General features: G+C 56.4%; 15 protein-coding genes, 1 tRNA gene and 3 pseudogenes. 8 read left to right on the top strand and 11 right to left on the bottom strand.

Annotated features, from left to right (window positions below; translation table 11 throughout):
* The first annotated feature begins 80 nt into the window (after nt 1-80).
* The gene (locus HA48_RS02310; protein WP_128599599.1) at nt 81-1,073 is read left to right on the top strand and encodes a substrate-binding domain-containing protein; all 993 of its coding nucleotides are present in this window, start codon (nt 81-83) and stop codon (nt 1,071-1,073) included.
* A gap of 42 nt (nt 1,074-1,115) precedes the next feature.
* Here the strand turns inward: HA48_RS02310 and HA48_RS02305 are convergent, their stop codons facing one another.
* Complete coding sequence (locus tag HA48_RS02305; protein ID WP_128599598.1) at nt 1,116-2,150, bottom strand: acyltransferase family protein; 1,035 nt, start codon at nt 2,148-2,150, stop codon at nt 1,116-1,118.
* Nucleotides 2,151-2,394: 244 nt separating this feature from the next.
* A complete protein-coding gene (locus HA48_RS02300) occupies nt 2,395-3,471 on the bottom strand; it encodes an EpsG family protein (protein WP_244182783.1) in 1,077 nt (358 codons plus the stop codon).
* Between the two features lie 313 nt (nt 3,472-3,784).
* On the opposite strand from HA48_RS02300, the gene HA48_RS02295 reads away from it, so the two are divergent.
* The 3 genes and pseudogenes from HA48_RS02295 (at nt 3,785) to HA48_RS02290 (ending at nt 5,518) form a co-directional block, all read left to right on the top strand.
* Complete coding sequence (locus HA48_RS02295) at nt 3,785-4,705, top strand: alpha/beta hydrolase (RefSeq protein WP_128599670.1); 921 nt, start codon at nt 3,785-3,787, stop codon at nt 4,703-4,705.
* A gap of 29 nt (nt 4,706-4,734) precedes the next feature.
* Nucleotides 4,735-4,942: pseudogene (locus tag HA48_RS22355) on the top strand (MFS transporter); the annotation flags it as partial.
* A 111-nt stretch (nt 4,943-5,053) separates the two neighbouring features.
* Complete coding sequence (locus HA48_RS02290) at nt 5,054-5,518, top strand: Rrf2 family transcriptional regulator (protein ID WP_128599596.1); 465 nt, start codon at nt 5,054-5,056, stop codon at nt 5,516-5,518.
* 5 nt (nt 5,519-5,523) lie between these two features.
* Here the strand turns inward: HA48_RS02290 and HA48_RS02285 are convergent, their stop codons facing one another.
* The gene (locus tag HA48_RS02285; RefSeq protein ID WP_208613096.1) at nt 5,524-5,901 is read right to left on the bottom strand and encodes a DUF1360 domain-containing protein; all 378 of its coding nucleotides are present in this window, start codon (nt 5,899-5,901) and stop codon (nt 5,524-5,526) included.
* Nucleotides 5,902-6,099: 198 nt separating this feature from the next.
* Here HA48_RS02285 and HA48_RS02280 point away from each other — a divergent pair, with 198 nt between their 5' ends.
* Nucleotides 6,100-6,498 carry a helix-turn-helix domain-containing protein gene (locus HA48_RS02280; protein WP_128599595.1) on the top strand — a complete coding sequence of 133 codons (399 nt, stop codon included), beginning with the start codon at nt 6,100-6,102 and terminating at the stop codon, nt 6,496-6,498.
* On the opposite strand, the gene HA48_RS02275 is transcribed toward HA48_RS02280, so the two are convergent.
* The 7 genes and pseudogenes from HA48_RS02275 to xylF all read right to left on the bottom strand — a co-directional run bounded on the left by HA48_RS02275 (nt 6,440) and on the right by xylF (nt 13,590).
* Nucleotides 6,440-7,303, bottom strand: a complete 864-nt coding sequence (locus tag HA48_RS02275) for an AraC family transcriptional regulator (protein WP_128599594.1) — start codon at nt 7,301-7,303, stop codon at nt 6,440-6,442. The genes HA48_RS02280 and HA48_RS02275 overlap by 59 nt on opposite strands.
* Before the next feature lie 32 nt (nt 7,304-7,335).
* Nucleotides 7,336-8,373 (bottom strand): hypothetical protein, encoded by a 1,038-nt coding sequence (locus HA48_RS02270; RefSeq protein ID WP_128599593.1) that lies wholly within the window; start codon nt 8,371-8,373, stop codon nt 7,336-7,338.
* Between the two features lie 77 nt (nt 8,374-8,450).
* Nucleotides 8,451-8,545: transfer RNA gene (locus tag HA48_RS02265), tRNA-Sec, on the bottom strand.
* 60 nt (nt 8,546-8,605) lie between these two features.
* Nucleotides 8,606-9,783 (bottom strand): annotated as a pseudogene (gene xylR / locus HA48_RS02260) (D-xylose utilization transcriptional activator XylR).
* A 93-nt stretch (nt 9,784-9,876) separates the two neighbouring features.
* Entirely contained in the window at nt 9,877-11,058 is a 1,182-nt protein-coding gene (gene xylH, locus HA48_RS02255; RefSeq protein WP_128599592.1) for a xylose ABC transporter permease XylH, read from the bottom strand.
* Nucleotides 11,051-12,571 carry a xylose ABC transporter ATP-binding protein gene (locus HA48_RS02250; protein ID WP_128599591.1) on the bottom strand — a complete coding sequence of 507 codons (1,521 nt, stop codon included), beginning with the start codon at nt 12,569-12,571 and terminating at the stop codon, nt 11,051-11,053. Before HA48_RS02250 ends, xylH begins: the two co-directional genes overlap by 8 nt.
* 26 nt (nt 12,572-12,597) lie before the next feature.
* A complete protein-coding gene (xylF, locus tag HA48_RS02245; RefSeq protein ID WP_128599590.1) occupies nt 12,598-13,590 on the bottom strand; it encodes a D-xylose ABC transporter substrate-binding protein in 993 nt (330 codons plus the stop codon).
* A 357-nt stretch (nt 13,591-13,947) separates the two neighbouring features.
* On the opposite strand from xylF, the gene xylA reads away from it, so the two are divergent.
* The 3 genes from xylA to HA48_RS02230 all read left to right on the top strand — a co-directional run bounded on the left by xylA (nt 13,948) and on the right by HA48_RS02230 (nt 17,775).
* Nucleotides 13,948-15,270 carry a xylose isomerase gene (xylA, locus tag HA48_RS02240; protein ID WP_128599589.1) on the top strand — a complete coding sequence of 441 codons (1,323 nt, stop codon included), beginning with the start codon at nt 13,948-13,950 and terminating at the stop codon, nt 15,268-15,270.
* 17 nt (nt 15,271-15,287) lie between these two features.
* Entirely contained in the window at nt 15,288-16,730 is a 1,443-nt protein-coding gene (gene xylB / locus HA48_RS02235) for a xylulokinase (RefSeq protein ID WP_128599588.1), read from the top strand.
* 112 nt (nt 16,731-16,842) lie between these two features.
* The gene (locus HA48_RS02230; RefSeq protein ID WP_128599587.1) at nt 16,843-17,775 is read left to right on the top strand and encodes a GlxA family transcriptional regulator; all 933 of its coding nucleotides are present in this window, start codon (nt 16,843-16,845) and stop codon (nt 17,773-17,775) included.
* Here the strand turns inward: HA48_RS02230 and HA48_RS02225 are convergent.
* Nucleotides 17,760-18,754 (bottom strand): annotated as a pseudogene (locus HA48_RS02225) (acyltransferase). The gene HA48_RS02230 and the pseudogene HA48_RS02225 sit on opposite strands and share 16 nt — an antisense overlap.
* Nucleotides 18,755-18,815 lie beyond the last annotated feature (61 nt).

Below are 18,815 nucleotides of genomic sequence, written 5' to 3'. Positions count from 1 at the left end.
ATCTGCTGCGGTACGGCTGACTGGCGCGCGGCAATTGGGCATAATACGTTGATTCACGGGCCCTCTTTGCGGACAACGCAATGAAAACGCAGCGCATTACTTTGGATGATATCGCCACGCTGGCGGGCGTCACCAAAATGACGGTGAGCCGCTATTTACGCACGCCGGAAAAGGTCAAAAGCGAAACGGCGCAGAAGATTGCCAGCGTGATCGCAGAAATCGGTTATGTTGCAGAGCATCACGGCACAACCGCCGCCAGACAGAGCCCGCCGCGCATCGGCGTGTTAATCCCCTCCTTTAATAATCAAATTTTTGCCGATCTGCTGGCCGGTATCGAGTCGGTGACGGGCGCGCACGGCTACCAAACGCTGGTGGTGAATTACGACTACAACGCGCAGCGCGAAGAGGAGCAGATCGCCACCGTACTGGCATGTGATATCAAAGGGTTGATCCTGACCGAATCGGTGCACACCGTACGTGCGGAGAAGTACCTGAATGCCGCGAATATTCCGGTGGCGGAAGTGATGGGAATGACCGACGCGCGCGGGCGCATCAATGTCGGTTTTGATAACTATCGCGCGGGTTATGACATGACAGCGATGCTGCTGGCGAGCGGCAAGCAGCGTGTTATCTATTTTGGCGCGATGTCCGATCATCGCGACGAGCAGCGTTATGCCGGCTACTGCGCGGCGGTAGAAGCGGCCGGATTGTCCGCAGGGCGTATCGTGCCGAATAAGGTTTCATCGGTATCGATTGGCACCGGCATGATGACGCTGGCGCGCCAGCTCTACCCGCAAATGGATGCGATTCTGTGCACCAATGATGATTTAGCGGTGGGCGTACTGCAGGAGTGCCAGGCGGCAGGGATTGCGGTGCCACACGCGCTGGCGATTGCCGGTTTTCATGGCCTGGATATTGGTCAGGCGACCACGCCACGGCTGGCCAGCGTAATCACACCGCGTTTTGAGATGGGCAAAGTTGCTACGGAGATCATCCTGAAAAAAATCCGTCAGCAGCCGACCATCGAGCAGGTTAACCTGCACTATCGCCTGTCGATGGGCGCAACCATCTGACACTTCTGTTTCTGAAAAGTCGCCCCGCAGCGACCTGATTATTCAATCGCGCGCTACGCTGGGCACAATCGGTGGCTGGGCATGGTGGGCGCGCTTGAGGAAGCGGCTCTCCAGCAGATGCCAGGAGAGATACGCCAGCACCAGCGTCAGCACAATCACCATCAGCACGCCGAGCCAGGCATTGGTATCAAACACGCCGAAATGCTGCAGGACCTGAATAATCGGCCAGTGATACAAATACATGCCGTAAGAGAGGTCGCCGTACTGGCTGATTTTGATCTCTTTGCACAGGCTGGTGCAGAACAGAATCACCACGGATGAAAACGCCACCGGCTCAACGATAAACGCATAATCCGTGCTCTTAAACAGCAGGAACACCACCAGGGAAACGATGGTGATCTCCTTCAGACGGTCGAAGGCAGGCTTATGTACCGCCAGCAGGCTGCCGAAGAAGAAGTAGGAGGAGAGCGCAACAAACTGCTTCGCCAGCGTATCGGCCTTTGGCCCACTGTAAATAGAGGTGAAGTAGAAGAACCACGCGCAGGAGATAACAAAAATTGCCCCCCACACTTTCATCGGACTTCTCTTCAACAGCGGCACAATAAAGGGCAGCAGCACATAGAGCGTCAGCTCCGCCTTGATAGTCCACAGCGAACCATCCAGCGGCTGGTTAGGATTGTGCGTAAATACGCCAGGCAGTGAAGGCTGAATGAAGTTCAGGAAGGTAAAATTGGCAACCAGATATTTCAGCGTCTCTTTATTTTTCAGGAAATCCATCAGCGGCAGCGTGGTGAGACAGAGGCCAATGGTGAAACACATCAGGATGACAAATATATAAGCCGGTAAAATACGTTGTGCACGCTTAATAAAATAGGATGTAAGCGATTTACTTCTTAAGTAACTTTTTGCAATAAGGAATCCACTTATTGCGAAAAATCCTTTTACGGCAAAATCACTATTTAAAAAATGCGCAAGGAAGCGGATATCTGCGTTTCTCGTGACCTCAGCGGAATGCACCAGCATTACGATAAAGGCAAGCGAGAACCTTACAATGTCAAAGTTATTTTTTTCATTCATGTCAGCATTCTTTCATTAAGTGACGTCGCGCCATAGAAAGTCATGAAAGACTTCGTGTGGATTATTAAGAACAATCTTACTGCCTGATGTCCGCGCAGCGAACGGTGTCTATTAGAGGTTTAAAAGCAGCAAAAATCAAGCGATCGTCAGGACCAGAGGATGATTCGGAATTTCCCTGGAAAATGTGTTGTCAGGCTTATAAATCGAAAAAACGCCAGCTCTGTAGCTGGCGTTTTAACCGGACCTATTTGAACAGCTGGAAAGTACGTGAAACTTCATAGCCGACAATCGACTGCTTGCTGGATATGGTGTTGTAGTAGAGATAGTACAGCACCATCAGAATGGTGACAGCGGTGGCCGCCACCTTCATCAGCTTTTTGGTTTCCCAGATACACAGCGAAATAAGCACCGGCTCAACCTGCAGCAGGTAGTTCGCCAGACGACCACCTGAAGCGTAATCCTGCAGCGCCATCCTCAGCCCACTACCAATGGCAAAAGTGATCACCAGAATGTAATAAGTATTAAACTTTTCCGCATCGAAGTTCTTAATTTTGTCGCTCAGCAGCATATAGCTGAAGATAAAGACGAAGCCGATATTCTTCAGGTTAGAGAGCGTCAGGATGCCCTGCTCCTGGCGTGAGTCAACATCGGCATAGCCCATTGCCCTGTCGCCCAGTGAACCAAGATGGCTGGAGAGCGCAGTGATGAGAGCTGAACTGCCCATAAACGCCAGCGGCAGGCTGGCCACCACGATAGCAATCGGGATGTACTTATTTTTTCGGACGATCATCGCCAGCGGAATCAGAATTGAAACGATGGCGGTGGCGTGGCTGATAAAGGACAGGATAAACGTGGTGAACATGCCCGATTTGCTGCGGCGCGACATGTGATACACAAAGCCCATCAGGAACGCAGAGCACAAGCCAAAGCGGATCTGGTTCATGTCTTTGTTGATAAACAGGTGCGCCGAGTAGACCGCCAGTGCCACCAGTGGCAGCGGCGTGAGCTTACGGAAATAGTGCGCGTTAACGCCAACGGCAATGACTGCAAAGACGAACAGGAAGATATCCGGATTCGCAGTGAATATGCGCGTGGCACCGGCGATCGCATAAATCATCGGTTCATAACGAAACTCGATAACGGCGCGCCAGAAACCTTCGATGATAATTTTATCGATAAACTGTGCATAAAAATCGCGATACTGGAAGTCATCGAGGCCGGTTCCCAGGCCACGAATACCGCAGAAAGTAATAAGTACTATTACGGCAACAAAATAAAGCCATGTCCTGATTTGTGCTGTGTTTTCATTTTTACTTAACATGATTTCGACAATAGCGACGAAAGTCAGGCTAAGACTTATGATCCAGTAAATTCCCATGGTCACAGATTCTTATAGTTTAAAATTCACTTATAACATACGGCCTTGTTAACGTAAACATGAGAAAAGTCTAATTTTTACTGGCCCGGTATTATATTGACTGCGATTCCTTATTATTATTTGCTACTGTTAAGGATAATTGTTATTTAACTGCTTTTTTCGATATCTCGTGGGTAAGTGTACCGTGGCCAGAAAAATCTTTTGCGTAAGATTTGGCTTTTGTCGCTGTTTTTACTCAGGAACTGGAGTGCGTGTGATGTGTTTTCCGCGTTTTGCTGCCCTGCTGGTTGCGCTATGGCTACCGGCTGCCTTTGCCAATCAGGAAATTCCGATCTGGCCACAAGAAATGTCAGGAAATAATAAATTTATTAACTTTAGTAAGAACCCGGCGGTAAATAACCGGGCCGTCACAAATGTTGATTCACCAGAAATGATTTATGTTCCGGCCGCCGGTAAAAATAATCATTCGGCGGTGCTAATCATTCCCGGCGGGGGTTTTTCTTATATTATGAAAGACCGTGAAGGGCTGGATGTGGCGAAGGTGCTTAGTCAGCATGGCTATGCGTCATTTGTTTTACTTTACCGCCTGCCGCACGGCGGCACAGATGAAAACCGCACTCACGCCTTTGCCGATGTGCAGCGCGCCATGCGTCTGATCCGTGCCGACGCCGCCCGTTACAAGGTTGAGCCCGATCGCATCGGCGTGATGGGCTTTTCCGCTGGCGCTTTCCTGGCAGCCAATCTGAGTAACAATCCGGATGAAACAAACTACGCGCCAGCTGATGCGCAGGATGCGGTTTCGGCCCGGCCGGATTTCAGTGCGCTTATCTATCCGGTGGTGTCGCTAAAGGACGGCGTAACGCATCCCGGCACCCGTGCGGCGCTGTACGGTAAATCCGTCAGTGCGCAGGTTATTGCGCAGAACTCCCAGGAAGACCGCGTTAGCGCGAAAACGCCGCCCACTTTCCTGGTACAGGCGCTGAATGACGGGACGGCTTCGCCGCAAAACACGCTGCGCATGTTTGAAGCGCTACGTAAACAGAAGGTGAAGGTTGAGATGCACCTGTTCCAGCAGGGCGGTCACGGGTTTGGTACCGGTATCCAGCAAAACATCCCGGCAAAGAACTGGCTAACATTATTCAGCGACTGGCAAAGCAGCCTGGTGAAGCAGGGTTAAAGGAACGCGTGTAACCGGCCGTTCATTATCCCTGTCCCTCTCTTGCGACACTGCCGCTGACGGTGTTTGTGCCGGGCATGGCGGCGTGCATTTTGCCGTTCGGCACGGGCGCAGGTGTGCTGACCGACCTGCTGGCCGCTGTGGCGGCGATCGGTCAGCTCACTCTCTCTGTTCTGCCTCGCGGCCATTTTGGGCGGCGCCGTGGCTTATAGGGTGATAAATTTCCTGATGACGGCAGCGCCGCTGTCGATGCTGATGAGTAAGCAACGCGTTGCCGGCGATCTGCCCGGATAATTGTTGCCGCAGCTGCGGTTTGCTACAGTGGCGTGAATTTCAGAGGAAACCTTCATGCCACGTGACAACCGCATGTCCCGCTCGCTGCACGCGCTTATCCACCTTGATCGCCACGTTAAGCGCGCGACCTCAGAGGCGCTGGCGAAAATGTTATGCACTAACCCGGTGGTCGTGCGGCGCATGATGTCGGGCCTGCGTGATAAGGGCTATCTGGTGTCGGAGAAAGGTCACGGCGGCGGCTGGGAGCTGAGCACCAGTCTGCGCGACATCACCCTGTTTGATGTTTATCAGGCGATTGGCTCGCCAGCGCTGTTCAGCATCGGTCCCGCAGCAGAACCTTCGCCCTGCCTGGTAGAGCACGCGGTGGATGCGCGGCTCGATCAGGCACTCAATGAGGCTGAAGCGCTGCTGCTTCAGCGCTTCAGCCAGATTACCGTGGCGGATATCGCCGACGATTACCTGCAAAAGATGGCCCACCTCGGTCTGAATCCGGAAACCTTGCCGGGCTGTAGCGAATAGCGGCCTCAATCCTGCTTCTGCAGAGTAATCTGCGCGTTGTGCTTCATCGCGTGCGTGGTGACCGCCGCCTGAAACACCTTAAACAGCAATCCATTGATAAAGGTGGTAATGGTTAGGGTGATGAACGCGGTCATCACCCAGTCGATCACCGTGATGCCGCTGTGCAGCAGGTACGGACGATAGATCAGCATGCCCGCAAAAACCACCCAATGGCTCAGGCAGTAGAAGCAGTGAAATAAGTGGCCCACCATCGGATGGAGTCTGGCGGTCCAGGCACGCAGGCCGGCAAACAGCTCGGTTTGCGTCAGGGTCATGGAGATGCTGGCGGAAGCCAGCGCAATGCTCAGACAGATCCAGACATCCGGCGTTATTAGCGAATTCATGGTTATTGCTCCTCAATGGGTGTATTCATGTAACTTACAATATTACATGATATGACCGCAAGCGACCGATACGACATGCTGAATGGCAGCGCATAAATTGGCGAGTTATCGCTATTTATTGGCTTTTAGCAGGAACATAGCCAATGCTGCGCTTTTTATAATCCGGCATCAGTGGCACGCACGGCATCAGGAGGAACGATGGATATACATGCAGCCTTTATGCATCAGCTGATGATGTGGATTGAGGCGAACATTGAACAAAAGCTGATTCTGGAAACGGTGGCGCGACGCGCCGGATATTCGCAATGGCACCTGCAGCGGCTGTTTCGCAGCTATACCGGCGTGGCGCTCGGTACCTATATCCGCGAGCGCAAACTCACTGCCTCGGTGATTACGTTGCTGAACAGCAATACCTCGCTGATGCAGATTGCGCTGCAGTTTGGCTTTGATTCACAACAGACCTACTGCCGCACGTTCCGGCGCGTTTTCGATCTGCCGCCAGGCGCGTTTCGTCGCAAGTATCAGCACAGCCTGCCGCCTATTGATGGCCCGGCGAGTCTGCTGCTACTGCATCCGCCGCGTCGGCTGTCACAGTAAAATATTTGCCTGGCGTAGAGCCGAATGCCGCCCGGAAGGCGCTGATGTAGCTGCTTACGCTATCAAAGCCGACCTGCCAGGCCACCTGCTGCACGCTTTTGCCCGCCGCCAGCGCCTCCAGCGACTTCAGCAGCCGCGACATCTGCCGATATTTGCTCAGGCTCATACCGGTGGCGATCGACCAGTGGCGGCTCAGGCTACGCGGGCTCAGACCGGCCCAGCGCGCCAGTTCTGGCCCGGTACGCGCATCAGAGGGATCATCCATCAGTAAACAGGCGATCTGGCGCAAACGTGGCTCTTCCGGCAGCGGCAACGTCAATGCCTGCTGGGTCGATTCGTACAGCTCGTCGAGAAAGACCTGACCGAGACGATGATAACGTTCGCTGCTCCAGCAGTCGGGATCGAGCGTCGCCAGCCGTTCAGCCAGCGGCTCCAGTACGTCCGGACATGAGAGCAGAACCGGGCGATCTGGCAGCGGCGCTGCCAGCGCTTCGTCTATTAATACCGTCCAGCCCAGTACGCGGCCCGGCCCGACAATAGCGTGTTCAAACCACGGCGGAATCCAACCCACCAGGCGCGGCGGATTGGCAAATATGCCCGACGGCGTATTCACCGTCATCAAACCTTGCTTCAGGCAGTAGAGCTGGCCCGCGGCGTGGCGATGCGTACGACGCTCACCGTTCAGCTCTTTGGATAACGCCACGGCAATCACTTTTGGGGCATCAGGGGCCATTAAGCGGTGGCGCAAGGCATCTCTACGGGCATCGCCAGAGAAGGGAATGTTATCGGAGGGATGGATGAGCATAGAGACATTCCACGTTGATGGCGGATTGCGGTTTACTCAAGCCGGGCGAGGATCTTATCGAGCAACGCATCGGCCTGATGGTGTCGCAGGTAAGTACTGACCTGCCGTGCCCACGCATCGCCGTTGCCTAATACCGCGCGGCTGTGCGTGGATGCATAGTGATACCGCGTATCATAGAGATCAATCAACGTCTGGTTGATGCCATCAATTTTACCATGCGGATTTTTCCTCAGCTGCGCTTCCAGCGCCTGCGTGATCTTCGCCTCGTGCGCTGCTGTAGGGGCGATGACTCTTTCACTGAGTTCGCTGAGCACCACAAATTGCGGAGCAATCTGCTCTTCAATCGCGGCCTGTAATCGGTAGTGACCATCAAGGATAACAAACGACGCGAGCCCGGCAACATGCCACACCAGAATAGGCGGCAGGGTGCCTTCACGACACTTCTTGCGCCACCATTTTAAACGCCCGGAATCAGGCTCGATGGCGTAACGCGGCAACAATTGATCGCCGCCAAACCACCAGTCAACGAAAGTCACGTATTCAGGCTGGCGCAGATCGGGAAAATCCTCACCGTATAGCCTCCAGTTAAAAGCCAGATTGCCGCGACTGTCAGGAGACTGGAAGCGCCAGTCCGTGATGGCTTGCACTGGTGAGTTCGCGTGTGCCGCTGTATGTTTCGCCGGCAGCATCGGCCTGAGCAGGCAGCGCTGGCCGGGCAGCAAGGGATGCCCGGTATCGGTTAACCGGCGAGCAAAGTAGCGGCACCATTCGCGTTCCCTGTCGTGCGGTGCTTTACGGCAAAGATGCTCTATGTCCTGAGAGGTGATCGGCGGTAACAAGTTGTGCTGGTGTTTATGGTCAGCGTTAAACACCAGCCAGACGCCTGAGTGATCGAGCAGGGTGGTCGCCCAGAAGAGAGGCTCATCCTGCAGATATAACGCCATCCGGCCGTGATGGCCGCTGCGCATTTCCAGCGTGGTTGCCGCCGAAGGCGATGCGGCGGCGTGAAGCGCCAGGCCCTGCCAGCGATCATCGCGGTCGTGAAAATCCTTCCACCAGTGCTGCGTCATCGCGTTTCCTCTCCGTGTGAGATGGGTCAGTCAGGGGGAGTTTAACGAATAAAGTCAGGGGAGTGCAGGGAGATAAGTGGCGGAAGATCACAGGAGTCGAACCTGCCCGGGACCGCTGGCGGCCCCAACCGGATTTGAAATCCGGCCGCCTCACCGGAGACGACGATCTTCCTTTGAAGATGCCGCGCAGTATAGCGGCAAATCACCGTAAAATCTTGATCTCAAGTGTAGGTTACTGCACGTTCTCGCCGTGATGCTGGCGATACTCCTTCGGCGTGGTCAAATAGCTTTTCTTAAACACCGAATAGAAGTATTGCAGTGAAGGATAGCCGCACATCTGCGAAATCTCATTGATATTCAGTGAAGAGCAGGCCAGCAGTTCGCGCGCCTTCTCCAGTTTTTCGCGGTGGATCATGGCATGAATGGTGTCACCGGTTTCGTCGCGGAAGCGCTTCTCCAGGTTGGAGCGGGACATCCCGATTGCATCCAGCACCTGCTCAACCTTGATGCCTTTACAGGCGTTAAAGCGGATGTAATGCATCGCCTGAATCACCGCCGGGTCGCGTAGCGAGCGGAAATCGGTTGAGCGGCGGGCAATTACTTTGACGGGCGGCACCAGAATGCGCTGCAGCGGTAAGGTTTGCTGATCCAGCAGGCGATGCAGCAGCTTGGCGGCCTGATAACCCATCTGGCGCGTACCCTGCGCCACGGAAGAGAGCGCCACGCGGGAGAGATAGCGCGTCAGCTCTTCATTATCGATACCAATTACGCTGAGCTTCTCCGGTACCGGGATTTTCAGGTGCTCGCACGCCTGCAGCAAATGGCGCGCGCGGCATCGGTGACGGCAATAATGCCGGTTTGTGGCGGCAGCGTTTGCAGCCAGTCGGCCAGCCGGTTTTGCGCGTGCTGCCAGTTCTCCGGTGCGGTTTCCATGCCCTGATACACCACGCCCTGATAGCGCTCCCGCATCACCAGCTGGCGAAAAGCGTGCTCGCGCTCCTGCGCCCAGCGTTTCCCGCTGGCGGCGGGCAGGCCATAAAACGCAAAACGGTTAATGCCTTTCTCTTTCAGATGCAGGAAAGCGCTCTCGACCAGGGCCGCGTTATCGGTGGCGATATAGTGCACCGGTGGATAGTCCTGCTCATGGTGATAAGAGCCGCCGACGCCGACAATCGGCACCGGTACTTTACTCAGCAAGCGCTCAATCGAACCGTCGTCATAATCGGCGATCACGCCGTCACCGAGCCATTCGCGGATATTCTCTATGCGGCAGCGGAAATCCTCTTCAATGAAGATATCCCAGTCAGTTTGCGAAGCCTGCAAATATTCGCCAACGCCCTCTACCACCTGGCGATCGTAGACTTTGTTGGCATTGAATAGCAGCGTAATGCGGTAACGTTTTTCATGCATAGTGGCGCGCTCCGTTAAACCTTTTGCGCATTGCATAGCATGGCGGAAAAGGCGTCAGAAATTGTTTGCGCCACTTTGTGATCGGCCACGCGGTTATACCCGACGACGCGTCGCCGTATCCATCCACACCGCCAGCAGCAAAATGGTTCCTTTAACGATGTACTGCCAGAAGGTCGGTACATCCATCATGCTCATGCCGTTATCCAGCGAAGCCATGATAAACGCGCCCAGCACCGCGCCTGCCACTGAACCAACGCCGCCCGCCAGGCTGGTGCCGCCAATGACGCAGGCGGCAATGGCGTCCAGCTCAGCAATGTTACCCGCCGAAGGTGAACCCGCGCCGAGACGGGAACTCAGGATCAGCCCGGCGATCGCCACCATTACGCCGTTGATGGCGAACACCGCCAGCTTGGTTCGCGCCACGTTGATCCCTGAAAGGCGTGCTGCATCAAGGTTACCGCCGATGGCGTAGATGCGCCGTCCAAAGGCGGTGCGGGTCGCGATAAACATGCCCCCAAGCAGCAGCAGCGCCAGCAGCAGAACCGGCGTAGGCACGCCGCGATAATCGTTCAGCAGCCAGATAGCCCCCAGCACCAGCACGGCGGTGATAGCCTGCCGTGCGACCGTACTGCTGACGGCAGCCTGCGACAAGCCCAGCTGCTGACGGCGGCGAACCAGGCGCCATTGCCAGACGATAAACAGCGCCAGGCCGGCGATGCCGAAACCAAATCCAACCCCGCCAGGCAGATAGCTTTGGCCAATCTGCGACATGGCTGGCGTAGTCGGGGCAACCGTCGTGCCGTCAGTGATACCCACCAGAATGCCGCGGAACGCCAGCATGCCCGCCAGCGTAACGATAAAGGAGGGCACTTTGCGGTACGCCACCCACCAGCCATTCCAGGTCCCCAGCAGCAGGCCCAGCACCAGCGTCACCACGATCGTCAGCGGCAGCGGCCAGCCGAGCCAGACATCAAAAATCGCCGCTGCGCCGCCCAGCAGGCCCATCATTGAGCCGACGGAGAGATCGATCTCCGCCGAGATAATGACAAACACCATACCGACCGCGAGAATCCCGGTGATTGCCGTCTGGCGCAGTAGGTTCGAGACATTACGCGGGCTGAGCCACGCACCATCGGTGGTCCAGGTAAAGAACAGGGCAAGCAGCACAATCGCGCCCAGCATCACCAGCACTTGCAGGTTGATGCGGGGAAACTTGCCTGGCGATGGCTTGCCCGGCGTACCGGGCAGGCTTTGGGTACTTTCGGTTTTAAGCATAATGTTCGCTCCGCAGGGCAGCTTCCATGACCTGCTCCTGAGTCAGGTTATCGTTAATCAGATCGGCTTTGATTTGCCCTTCATGCATCACTAACACGCGATCGCTCAGGCCCAGCACTTCAGGCAGTTCGGATGAGATGACGATCACCGCGATGCCCTGCTGCACCAGTGCGTTGATCAGCAGATAAATCTCCTGGCGAGCCCCGACATCAATGCCGCGCGTGGGTTCGTCGAGGATGAGGATTTGCGGGTTAAGCAGCAGACACTTCGCCAGAATCGCTTTTTGCTGATTCCCGCCGCTCAGCCGGCCAATCGCCAGCTCGGGGGAGGAAGTTTTAACGCGCAGGCGGCGTATGGCATCGTTGATGGCGTGCTGCTCCTGCGCGTCGTCCAGCGTGGAGAGGCGGTGGGTGTAGCGATCGAGCGCGGCCAGCGTGATGTTTTTGCCTACGCTCATCAGCGGTACGATGCCATCTCTCTTGCGGTCTTCAGGCACCATCGCGATACCGTGGGCAATCGCTGCCCGGCAATCCGCAATCTGCACTGCCTGGCCGTTGATCCAGATATCGCCCTGCCAGCGGCCGGGCCAGACGCCCGAGAGACACTGCACCGTTTCCGTTCTTCCGGCGCCGACCAGCCCGGCAATACCGAGAATCTCGCCGCGCTTCAGGCTGAACGACACATTATTCACCCGGCGCACATGGCGATTGACCGGATGCCAGGCCGTAAGGTTTTCGACTTTCAGCACCGTCTCGCCAATCTCATGCGGCTGATGCGGATAGAGCGCAGTCAGTTCACGGCCCACCATCATGGTGATGATGTCATCCTCGTTCAGTCCGGCGGCCGGGCGCGTGGCAATATGCTGCCCATCGCGAATGACACAGATCGTGTCGGAGATGGCCTTTACTTCGTTGAGCTTGTGCGAGATGTAGATGCAGGCGATACCGTGTTCGCGCAGATTGGTGATGATGCTCAGCAGCACCTCAGTCTCCTGCCCGGTAAGCGACGAAGTGGGTTCATCCAGAATCAGTATCCGCACCTGCTTGTTCAGCGCTCGTGCGATCTCCACCAGCTGCTGCTGCCCTAAGCCAAGCTCGCCCACGCGGGTATCAGGCCGTACGTTAAGCCTGACCCGCTCCAGCAACTGCTGGCAGCGCAGCGTCATGGTCTCATCATCCACCAGGCCAAAGCGGCCCAGTTCGGCACCGAGAAAAATATTCTCCATCACCGTGAGCTGCCGCACCAGCGCCAGCTCCTGGTGAATAATCACGATCCCTTTGCGCTCCATATCGCGGATGGTCTGCGCCTGGAGACGTTCGCCAGCAAAGCGGATCTCGCCCTCAAATTCACCGTGCGGATAGAGTCCGCACAGGATTTTCATCAGCGTCGATTTGCCTGAACCATTTTCGCCGCACAGCGACAGCACTTCACCGGCTTCCAGCCGCAGGCTCACGTCATCCAGCGCTTTCACTGCGCCGAAACGCTTGGTGATGTTATTCATTTCCAGCAGCATCGGTGTGCTCCCGCGCGTGGTGGCGCTTAGAGGTCGCTCTGTTTATGGAAACCGTCTTTCACTACGGTGCTTTCGATGTTGTCCTTGTTAACCGGGATCGGCTTCAGCAGGCGCGACGGCACATCTTTCAGGCCGTTATTGAGTTTGCTGTTGCTGGCCGGCGTTTGACCCTCCCCCAGCTCAACCGCGATCTTCGCTGCTTCGGTGGCGAGTTCGGTTATTGGTTTGTAGACCGTCATGGTCTGCGTGCCGCTCATGATGCGCTTGATGGCGGCGAGGTCCGCGTCCTGTCCGGAAATGGCGACTTTACCCGCCAGCCCCTGCGCGCTCAGGGCCTGAATAGCGCCGCCGGCAGTCGCATCGTTTGAGGCAACCACGGCGTCAATATGGTTGCTGTTCGCCGTGAGGGCGTTCTCCATAATTTTTAGCGCGTTTTCCGGTAGCCAGGCATCAACCCACTGATCGCCGACCACTTTAATCGCGCCGTTATCAATGTAGGGCTTGAGCACCTTCATCTGGCCCGCACGGAACAGGCGGGCATTATTATCAACCGGCGATCCGCCCATTAAAAAGTAGTTACCTTTAGGTACCTGCTTAACAATACTTTCTGCCTGAAGCTCACCGACTTTTTCATTATCAAAAGAGATATAAAAATCGATATCGGCATTATTTATCATACGGTCATAGGCCAGCACTTTAATGCCTTCACGTTTCGCTTCTGCAACCACGTTACTCAATACCTGACCGTTGTAAGGAATGATGACCAGCACATCGACGCCGCGGTTGATCATATTTTCAATCTGTGAGATTTGCGTCTCTTCATTGCCATTGGCGGACTGAACAAATACTTTCGCGCCTGATGCTTCCGCCTGCTTAACAAAAATGTCGCGGTCTTTCTGCCAGCGCTCCAGACGTAAATCATCGATCGCCATACCGATTTTCACTTCTTTCGCCAGGCTGGCATGGCTGAACAGGGCCAGCGCAGCACTGAGTGCTAACAGCGTGATTTTCATTTTCATCATGGTCATCCTGTAGGTTGAGGCTATTGTCGTTGTAAGGCTATGCACCAGGCGGATGAATTGTTGACCTGACTCTGCGCCAACATCAATTACTGATTTTTATCCTGCTATTACGTTTTTTTGTTTATTTATGATTCTTTGAGCGCGATCGATATTTTCAGTTGCGATAAATCAGCGGTTGCAATTCCTGTGCGTCGCAGTGCGCAATGAAATTTATTACAGCGTTTTGCGAGCGGGCGCACAAATAATAATTATCTTACGTTGAGTGTGAAATATCGTAATTGAGCCGGACGCCAGCGCATCCGCAAAATAACGCTTCACTGCTGACCATCCAGGTCTGATGCTAAGGAGCAAAACATGCACGCTTATTTCGACCAGCTTGAGCGCGTTCGCTATGAAGGGGCCAAAACCACGAATGCACTGGCGTTTCGTCACTACAATCCGGAAGAGGTGATTCTGGGGAAAACCATGGCGGAGCACTTGCGCTTTGCTGCCTGCTACTGGCACACCTTCTGCTGGAACGGTGCGGATATGTTTGGCGTTGGCGCGTTTGATCGCCCCTGGCAGAAAAACGGCGATGCACTCCAGCTGGCGAAGCAGAAAGCGGATGTAGCTTTTGAATTTTTCTACAAGCTGAACGTGCCCTATTACTGCTTCCATGATGTGGATGTCTCGCCGGAGGGCGATTCGCTGCACAGCTATCGGGAGAACCTGGCTGTCATGACCGATAAACTGCTGGAGAAACAGCAGGAGACCGGCGTCAAACTGCTGTGGGGCACGGCCAACTGCTTTACCCATCCGCGCTATGCGGCAGGTGCCGCCACCAGCCCGGACCCGGAGATTTTTGCCTGGGCCGCCAGCCAGGTGTGCAGCGCCATGCAGGCAACGCAGACGCTGGGCGGAGAGAATTATGTGCTGTGGGGCGGCCGGGAGGGTTACGAAACGCTGCTAAATACCGACCTGCGCCAGGAGCGCGAGCAGATCGGCCGCTTCATGCAGATGGTGGTCGAGCATAAGCACAAAATCGGTTTCCAGGGCATGCTGCTGATTGAGCCGAAGCCGCAGGAACCCACAAAACATCAGTACGATTACGACGTGGCGACGGTGTACGGTTTCCTTAAGCAGTTCGGGCTGGAAAAGGAGATCAAGGTGAACGTGGAGGCCAACCACGCCACGCTGGCGGGGCACTCCTTCCACCATGAAATTGCGACAGCGATTGCGCTGGGCATTTTCGGCTCGGTCGATGCCAACCGCGGGGATAGCCAGTGCGGCTGGGACACCGATCAGTTCCCGAACAGCGTGGAGGAGAACGCGCTGGTCATGTATGAGATCCTTAAGGCCGGCGGCTTCACGACTGGCGGGCTGAACTTTGATGCCAAAGTGCGTCGTCAGAGCACCGATAAATACGATCTGTTCTACGGTCATATCGGCGCGATGGATACGCTGGCGCTGGCGCTGAAAGTGGCGGCGCGCATTGTCAGCGAAGGCGAGCTGGATAAGCGTGTGGCGCAGCGTTATAGCGGCTGGAATGGTGAGTTCGGCCAGCAAATTCTGAAAGGCGAGTTTTCACTTGCCTCGCTGGCAGCGCATGCTCAGCAGCAGCAGCTCAATCCGCAGCACCATAGCGGACGCCAGGAGCAGCTGGAAAATCTGGTTAATCACTATCTGTACGACTTTTAACCCATCAGGAGCATGGCATGGTTATCGGGATTGATTTGGGCACCTCCGGCGTAAAAGTGGTGCTGCTGGATGCGCACGGGCAGGTGAAAGCCAGTACCAGCGCACCGCTTCAGGTGTCACGTCCGCAGCCGTTATGGAGCGAGCAGGACCCGGAAAGCTGGTGGCAGGCTACCGATAACGCCATGCAGGCGCTGGCGCAGCAACACGATCTGAGCGCGGTGAAAGCGCTGGGGTTGAGTGGGCAGATGCACGGTGCCACCCTGCTGGACGATCGTCACTGCGTGCTGCGTCCGGCCATTTTATGGAACGATGGACGCAGCGAAGCGCAGTGCCGTGAGCTGGAAACGCGCGTACCTGATTCACGGCAGATTACCGGCAACCTGATGATGCCGGGCTTTACCGCACCCAAACTGCTGTGGGTAAAACAGCATGAGCCCGACGTGTTTGCGCAGGTGGCAAAAGTATTGCTGCCGAAAGATTACCTGCGCTGGCGCATGAGCGGTGATTTCGCCACTGATATGTCGGACGCGGCCGGAACAATGTGGCTGGATGTGGCGCAGCGCGACTGGAGCGATACCATGCTGGACGCCTGCGGGCTGGCACGCCGGCACATGCCACAACTGTTTGAAGGCAGTGAGATCACGGGGACGCTGCAGCCGGATATCGCCGCGCGCTGGGGCATGCAGCCCGTGCCGCTGGTGGCAGGCGGTGGCGACAACGCCGCAGGCGCGGTTGGGGTAGGGATGGTTGAACCGGGTCAGGGCATGTTGTCGCTGGGCACTTCAGGCGTCTATTTTCTGGTCAGCGAAGGCTATCTCAGTAATCCGCAGCGCGCGGTGCACAGTTTCTGTCATGCGCTGCCGCAGCGCTGGCATCTGATGTCAGTGATGCTCAGCGCGGCCTCTTGCCTTGACTGGGCCGCCGCCCTGACCGGCTGCGACGATGTGCCGCACCTGCTGGCAGAAGCGGAAAAAGCGCGGGCGGATGCAGCACCCGTCTGGTTTTTGCCCTATCTCTCCGGCGAACGCACACCGCACAACAACCCGCAGGCGCAGGGCGCGTTTTTTGGCCTGACGCACCAGCATGGCCGGCCCGAGCTGGCGCGTGCGGTGCTTGAGGGCGTCGGTTTTGCCCTGGCGGAGGGGATGGATGCGGTGCATGAGTGCGGTGTACAACCTGACACCGTCATGCTGATCGGCGGTGGCGCGCGCAGTGCCTGTTGGCGCCAGATGCTGGCGGACATCAGCGGATTAACCCTTGATTACAGTCACGGCGGCGAAGTGGGCCCGGCGCTGGGCGCGGCAAGGCTGGCGCAGCAGGCGATTTATCCCGCCAGCGCATGGCCGACGCCGGAGCGGGTGCAGCGTCATCAACCGGACGCGACGCGGCATCAGGCGTATCAGCCACGGCGGGAAACCTTTGCGCGTCTCTATCAGCAGTTGCTGCCGCTGATGTCCTGATTTGGCTGGCTGATGGCCGGATGAGGGCGTAAAGGTGCCTGTTTCTGGGGTAAGATGGCGCGAAGCCGTTTAAGGTAAGCGCTGTAAACCGCCTCTTTCGCAGGAGCCCGACATGCCCCAGTCCGTCTATTTCCTCGTCTTGCCCGGCGTGATGGCGCTGGATCTCACCGGCCCGGCGGAGACGCTGCAGCTGGCCGACGGGCACTTTGCCCTGCACTACATCGGTCCGCAGCCGCAGGTGCGCTGCTCTACCGGCATGACCCTCGCGGATATTGCGCCGCTGCCTGAGCATCTGCCTGACAACAGTCTGCTGGTGGTGCCGGGCGTGTTTGACTCGCGCGTCTGGTTTGATACCGGGGCGGCCGCTACGGCGCGTGTCTGGCTGCGCCAGCAACACTACGCTATTCATTCGCAGCGCATTACGCTGGTGTGCATCTGCTCGGGTACGCTGCTCTCCGCACAGGCGGGATTGCTGGATGGCGTTGCCTGCACCACGCACCACGATGTACTGCCGCGTCTCAAAGCGGCGGCGCCCGCGGCGATTGTGAAAGATAATCGTGTTTTCGTAGAAGATCGCGGTATCTGGACCAGTGCAGGTATCACCGCCGGCATCGATCTGGCGCTGCATCTGATCAATCGCCTGTGCGGATCGCGTCAGGCGTTAACGGTGGCGCGGGAGATGGTGGTGTGGTTCCGCCGATCCGGCGACGATCCGCAGCTGTCGCCATGGTTGCGCTATCGTAATCACCTGCATCCCGCCATTCATCGGGCTCAGGATGCGATGATTGCGCATCCTGAACATGACTGGTCCCTCACTGCGCTGGCGGAGCGGGCGCACGTTAGCGAACGCCATCTCACACGGCTGTTCCGTCAGCATCTTGGCATCAGCGTACGTGAATACCATGAGCAGCTGCGGCTGGTGATTGCACGTCAGCGCCAGCAACAGGGGGAGGCGGCAGAGAAGGCGGCACTGGCGGCCGGCTTCTCCTCGGCGCGCCAGCTACGCCGGGCGCGTCAGCGCTGGGACGATCAGCTCACCAGATGATGCTTATCCACCCGTTTTAAAATCACTGCCAGCAGTAAACTGCCCGCCAGCGTCACGCCGAACACCCATGCAGATCCAGCCACGGACGCGACATATCGTCGTAGTGATGCGTGCGCAGATAGTGGATAAACAGCGCGTGGAAACCATAGATGGGCAGGGAGTAGCGTGAAATTGTCGCCAGCCCGGGGAGCGGGCGGTGATTAAGCACATTTTTACTGAGCACCAGCAGGCTGATCGCCGCGATGAACACCAGCGGGCCGCAGTAGAGATACCAGGTATCGTTGAAAGCACCGTTGATTTTCAGCAGCTGTTTTGTACCCAGCGCAATGCCCGCTACGCAGGCGATAAAGCCAAAACCGGCCAGCCAGCTAACGCCGCGTTTATCAGTATCCATGCAGCCAATCGCACGGCCCAGCAGCGCATACAGCAGGTAATAGATCGTGTCGCCGCTAACATACAGGTTCACCGGCAGCCAGTGAAAGGGCCCCAGCGACTGGCTGACGGTATTGGGGTTGGCGAGCACCGCCAGCACCAATACCAGCAGCACCACATAGCGCGGCTGCACGCTTTTCACCTGAATCAGCGGTGAAAGCAGGTAGATACCGATAATGGCAAAGAAGAACCACAGGTGGTAGAACACCGGCTTCTGCAGCAGTTTAATCAGCGATCGTCCTTCGCTGATTGGCGTCAGCCAGGTGATATAGGCCAGTGCCACTGCGCTATAGAACAGCAGGCACAGCACAATGCGCAGCAGGTGCCGCCCCTGCGCGCTGCGCTCCCCAAAGAACAGATAACCTGAAATCATGAAAAACAGCGGCACACAGACGCGTGAAGCGGAGTTCATGACATTCGTTATATCCCAGGTGATGCCCGTCACTGCCATCGGTCCGGTGATATACCAGGTGGTCGTGTGAATGACGATTACCATCAGGCAGGCAATCGCGCGTAAGTTATCTATCCAGCTAATTTTTTGCGACATGTCTTCCTCGTACGTACTGAGTGCGAAGGAAGCGTAGCTACTGCGTCGCCCGCCAACAACA

The organism is Pantoea wallisii (assembly GCF_002095485.1).
In the GTDB taxonomy this organism is placed as follows: Bacteria; Pseudomonadota; Gammaproteobacteria; order Enterobacterales; family Enterobacteriaceae; genus Pantoea; species Pantoea wallisii.
The sequence above is the reverse complement of the archived record's forward strand: the minus strand, read 5'-3'. Positions and strand labels throughout refer to the sequence as shown.

Bases quoted from the DNA above. Each gene is read 5' to 3' on its own strand.
- xylH (WP_128599592.1), bottom strand. From the start codon at position 11,058: ATGCTTAAAACCGAAAGTACCCAAAGCCTGCCCGGTACGCCGGGCAAG.
- xylF (WP_128599590.1), bottom strand. From the start codon at position 13,590: ATGAAAATGAAAATCACGCTGTTAGCACTCAGTGCTGCGCTGGCCCTG.
- HA48_RS02285 (WP_208613096.1), bottom strand. From the start codon at position 5,901: ATGAATTCGCTAATAACGCCGGATGTCTGGATCTGTCTGAGCATTGCG.
- HA48_RS02250 (WP_128599591.1), bottom strand. From the start codon at position 12,571: ATGCTGCTGGAAATGAATAACATCACCAAGCGTTTCGGCGCAGTGAAA.
- xylB (WP_128599588.1), top strand. From the start codon at position 15,288: ATGGTTATCGGGATTGATTTGGGCACCTCCGGCGTAAAAGTGGTGCTG.
- HA48_RS02300 (WP_244182783.1), bottom strand. From the start codon at position 3,471: ATGTTAAGTAAAAATGAAAACACAGCACAAATCAGGACATGGCTTTAT.
- HA48_RS02230 (WP_128599587.1), top strand. From the start codon at position 16,843: ATGCCCCAGTCCGTCTATTTCCTCGTCTTGCCCGGCGTGATGGCGCTG.
- HA48_RS02310 (WP_128599599.1), top strand. From the start codon at position 81: ATGAAAACGCAGCGCATTACTTTGGATGATATCGCCACGCTGGCGGGC.
- HA48_RS02275 (WP_128599594.1), bottom strand. From the start codon at position 7,303: ATGCTCATCCATCCCTCCGATAACATTCCCTTCTCTGGCGATGCCCGT.
- xylA (WP_128599589.1), top strand. From the start codon at position 13,948: ATGCACGCTTATTTCGACCAGCTTGAGCGCGTTCGCTATGAAGGGGCC.
- HA48_RS02290 (WP_128599596.1), top strand. From the start codon at position 5,054: ATGCCACGTGACAACCGCATGTCCCGCTCGCTGCACGCGCTTATCCAC.
- HA48_RS02295 (WP_128599670.1), top strand. From the start codon at position 3,785: ATGTGTTTTCCGCGTTTTGCTGCCCTGCTGGTTGCGCTATGGCTACCG.
- HA48_RS02280 (WP_128599595.1), top strand. From the start codon at position 6,100: ATGGATATACATGCAGCCTTTATGCATCAGCTGATGATGTGGATTGAG.
- HA48_RS02270 (WP_128599593.1), bottom strand. From the start codon at position 8,373: ATGACGCAGCACTGGTGGAAGGATTTTCACGACCGCGATGATCGCTGG.
- HA48_RS02305 (WP_128599598.1), bottom strand. From the start codon at position 2,150: ATGAATGAAAAAAATAACTTTGACATTGTAAGGTTCTCGCTTGCCTTT.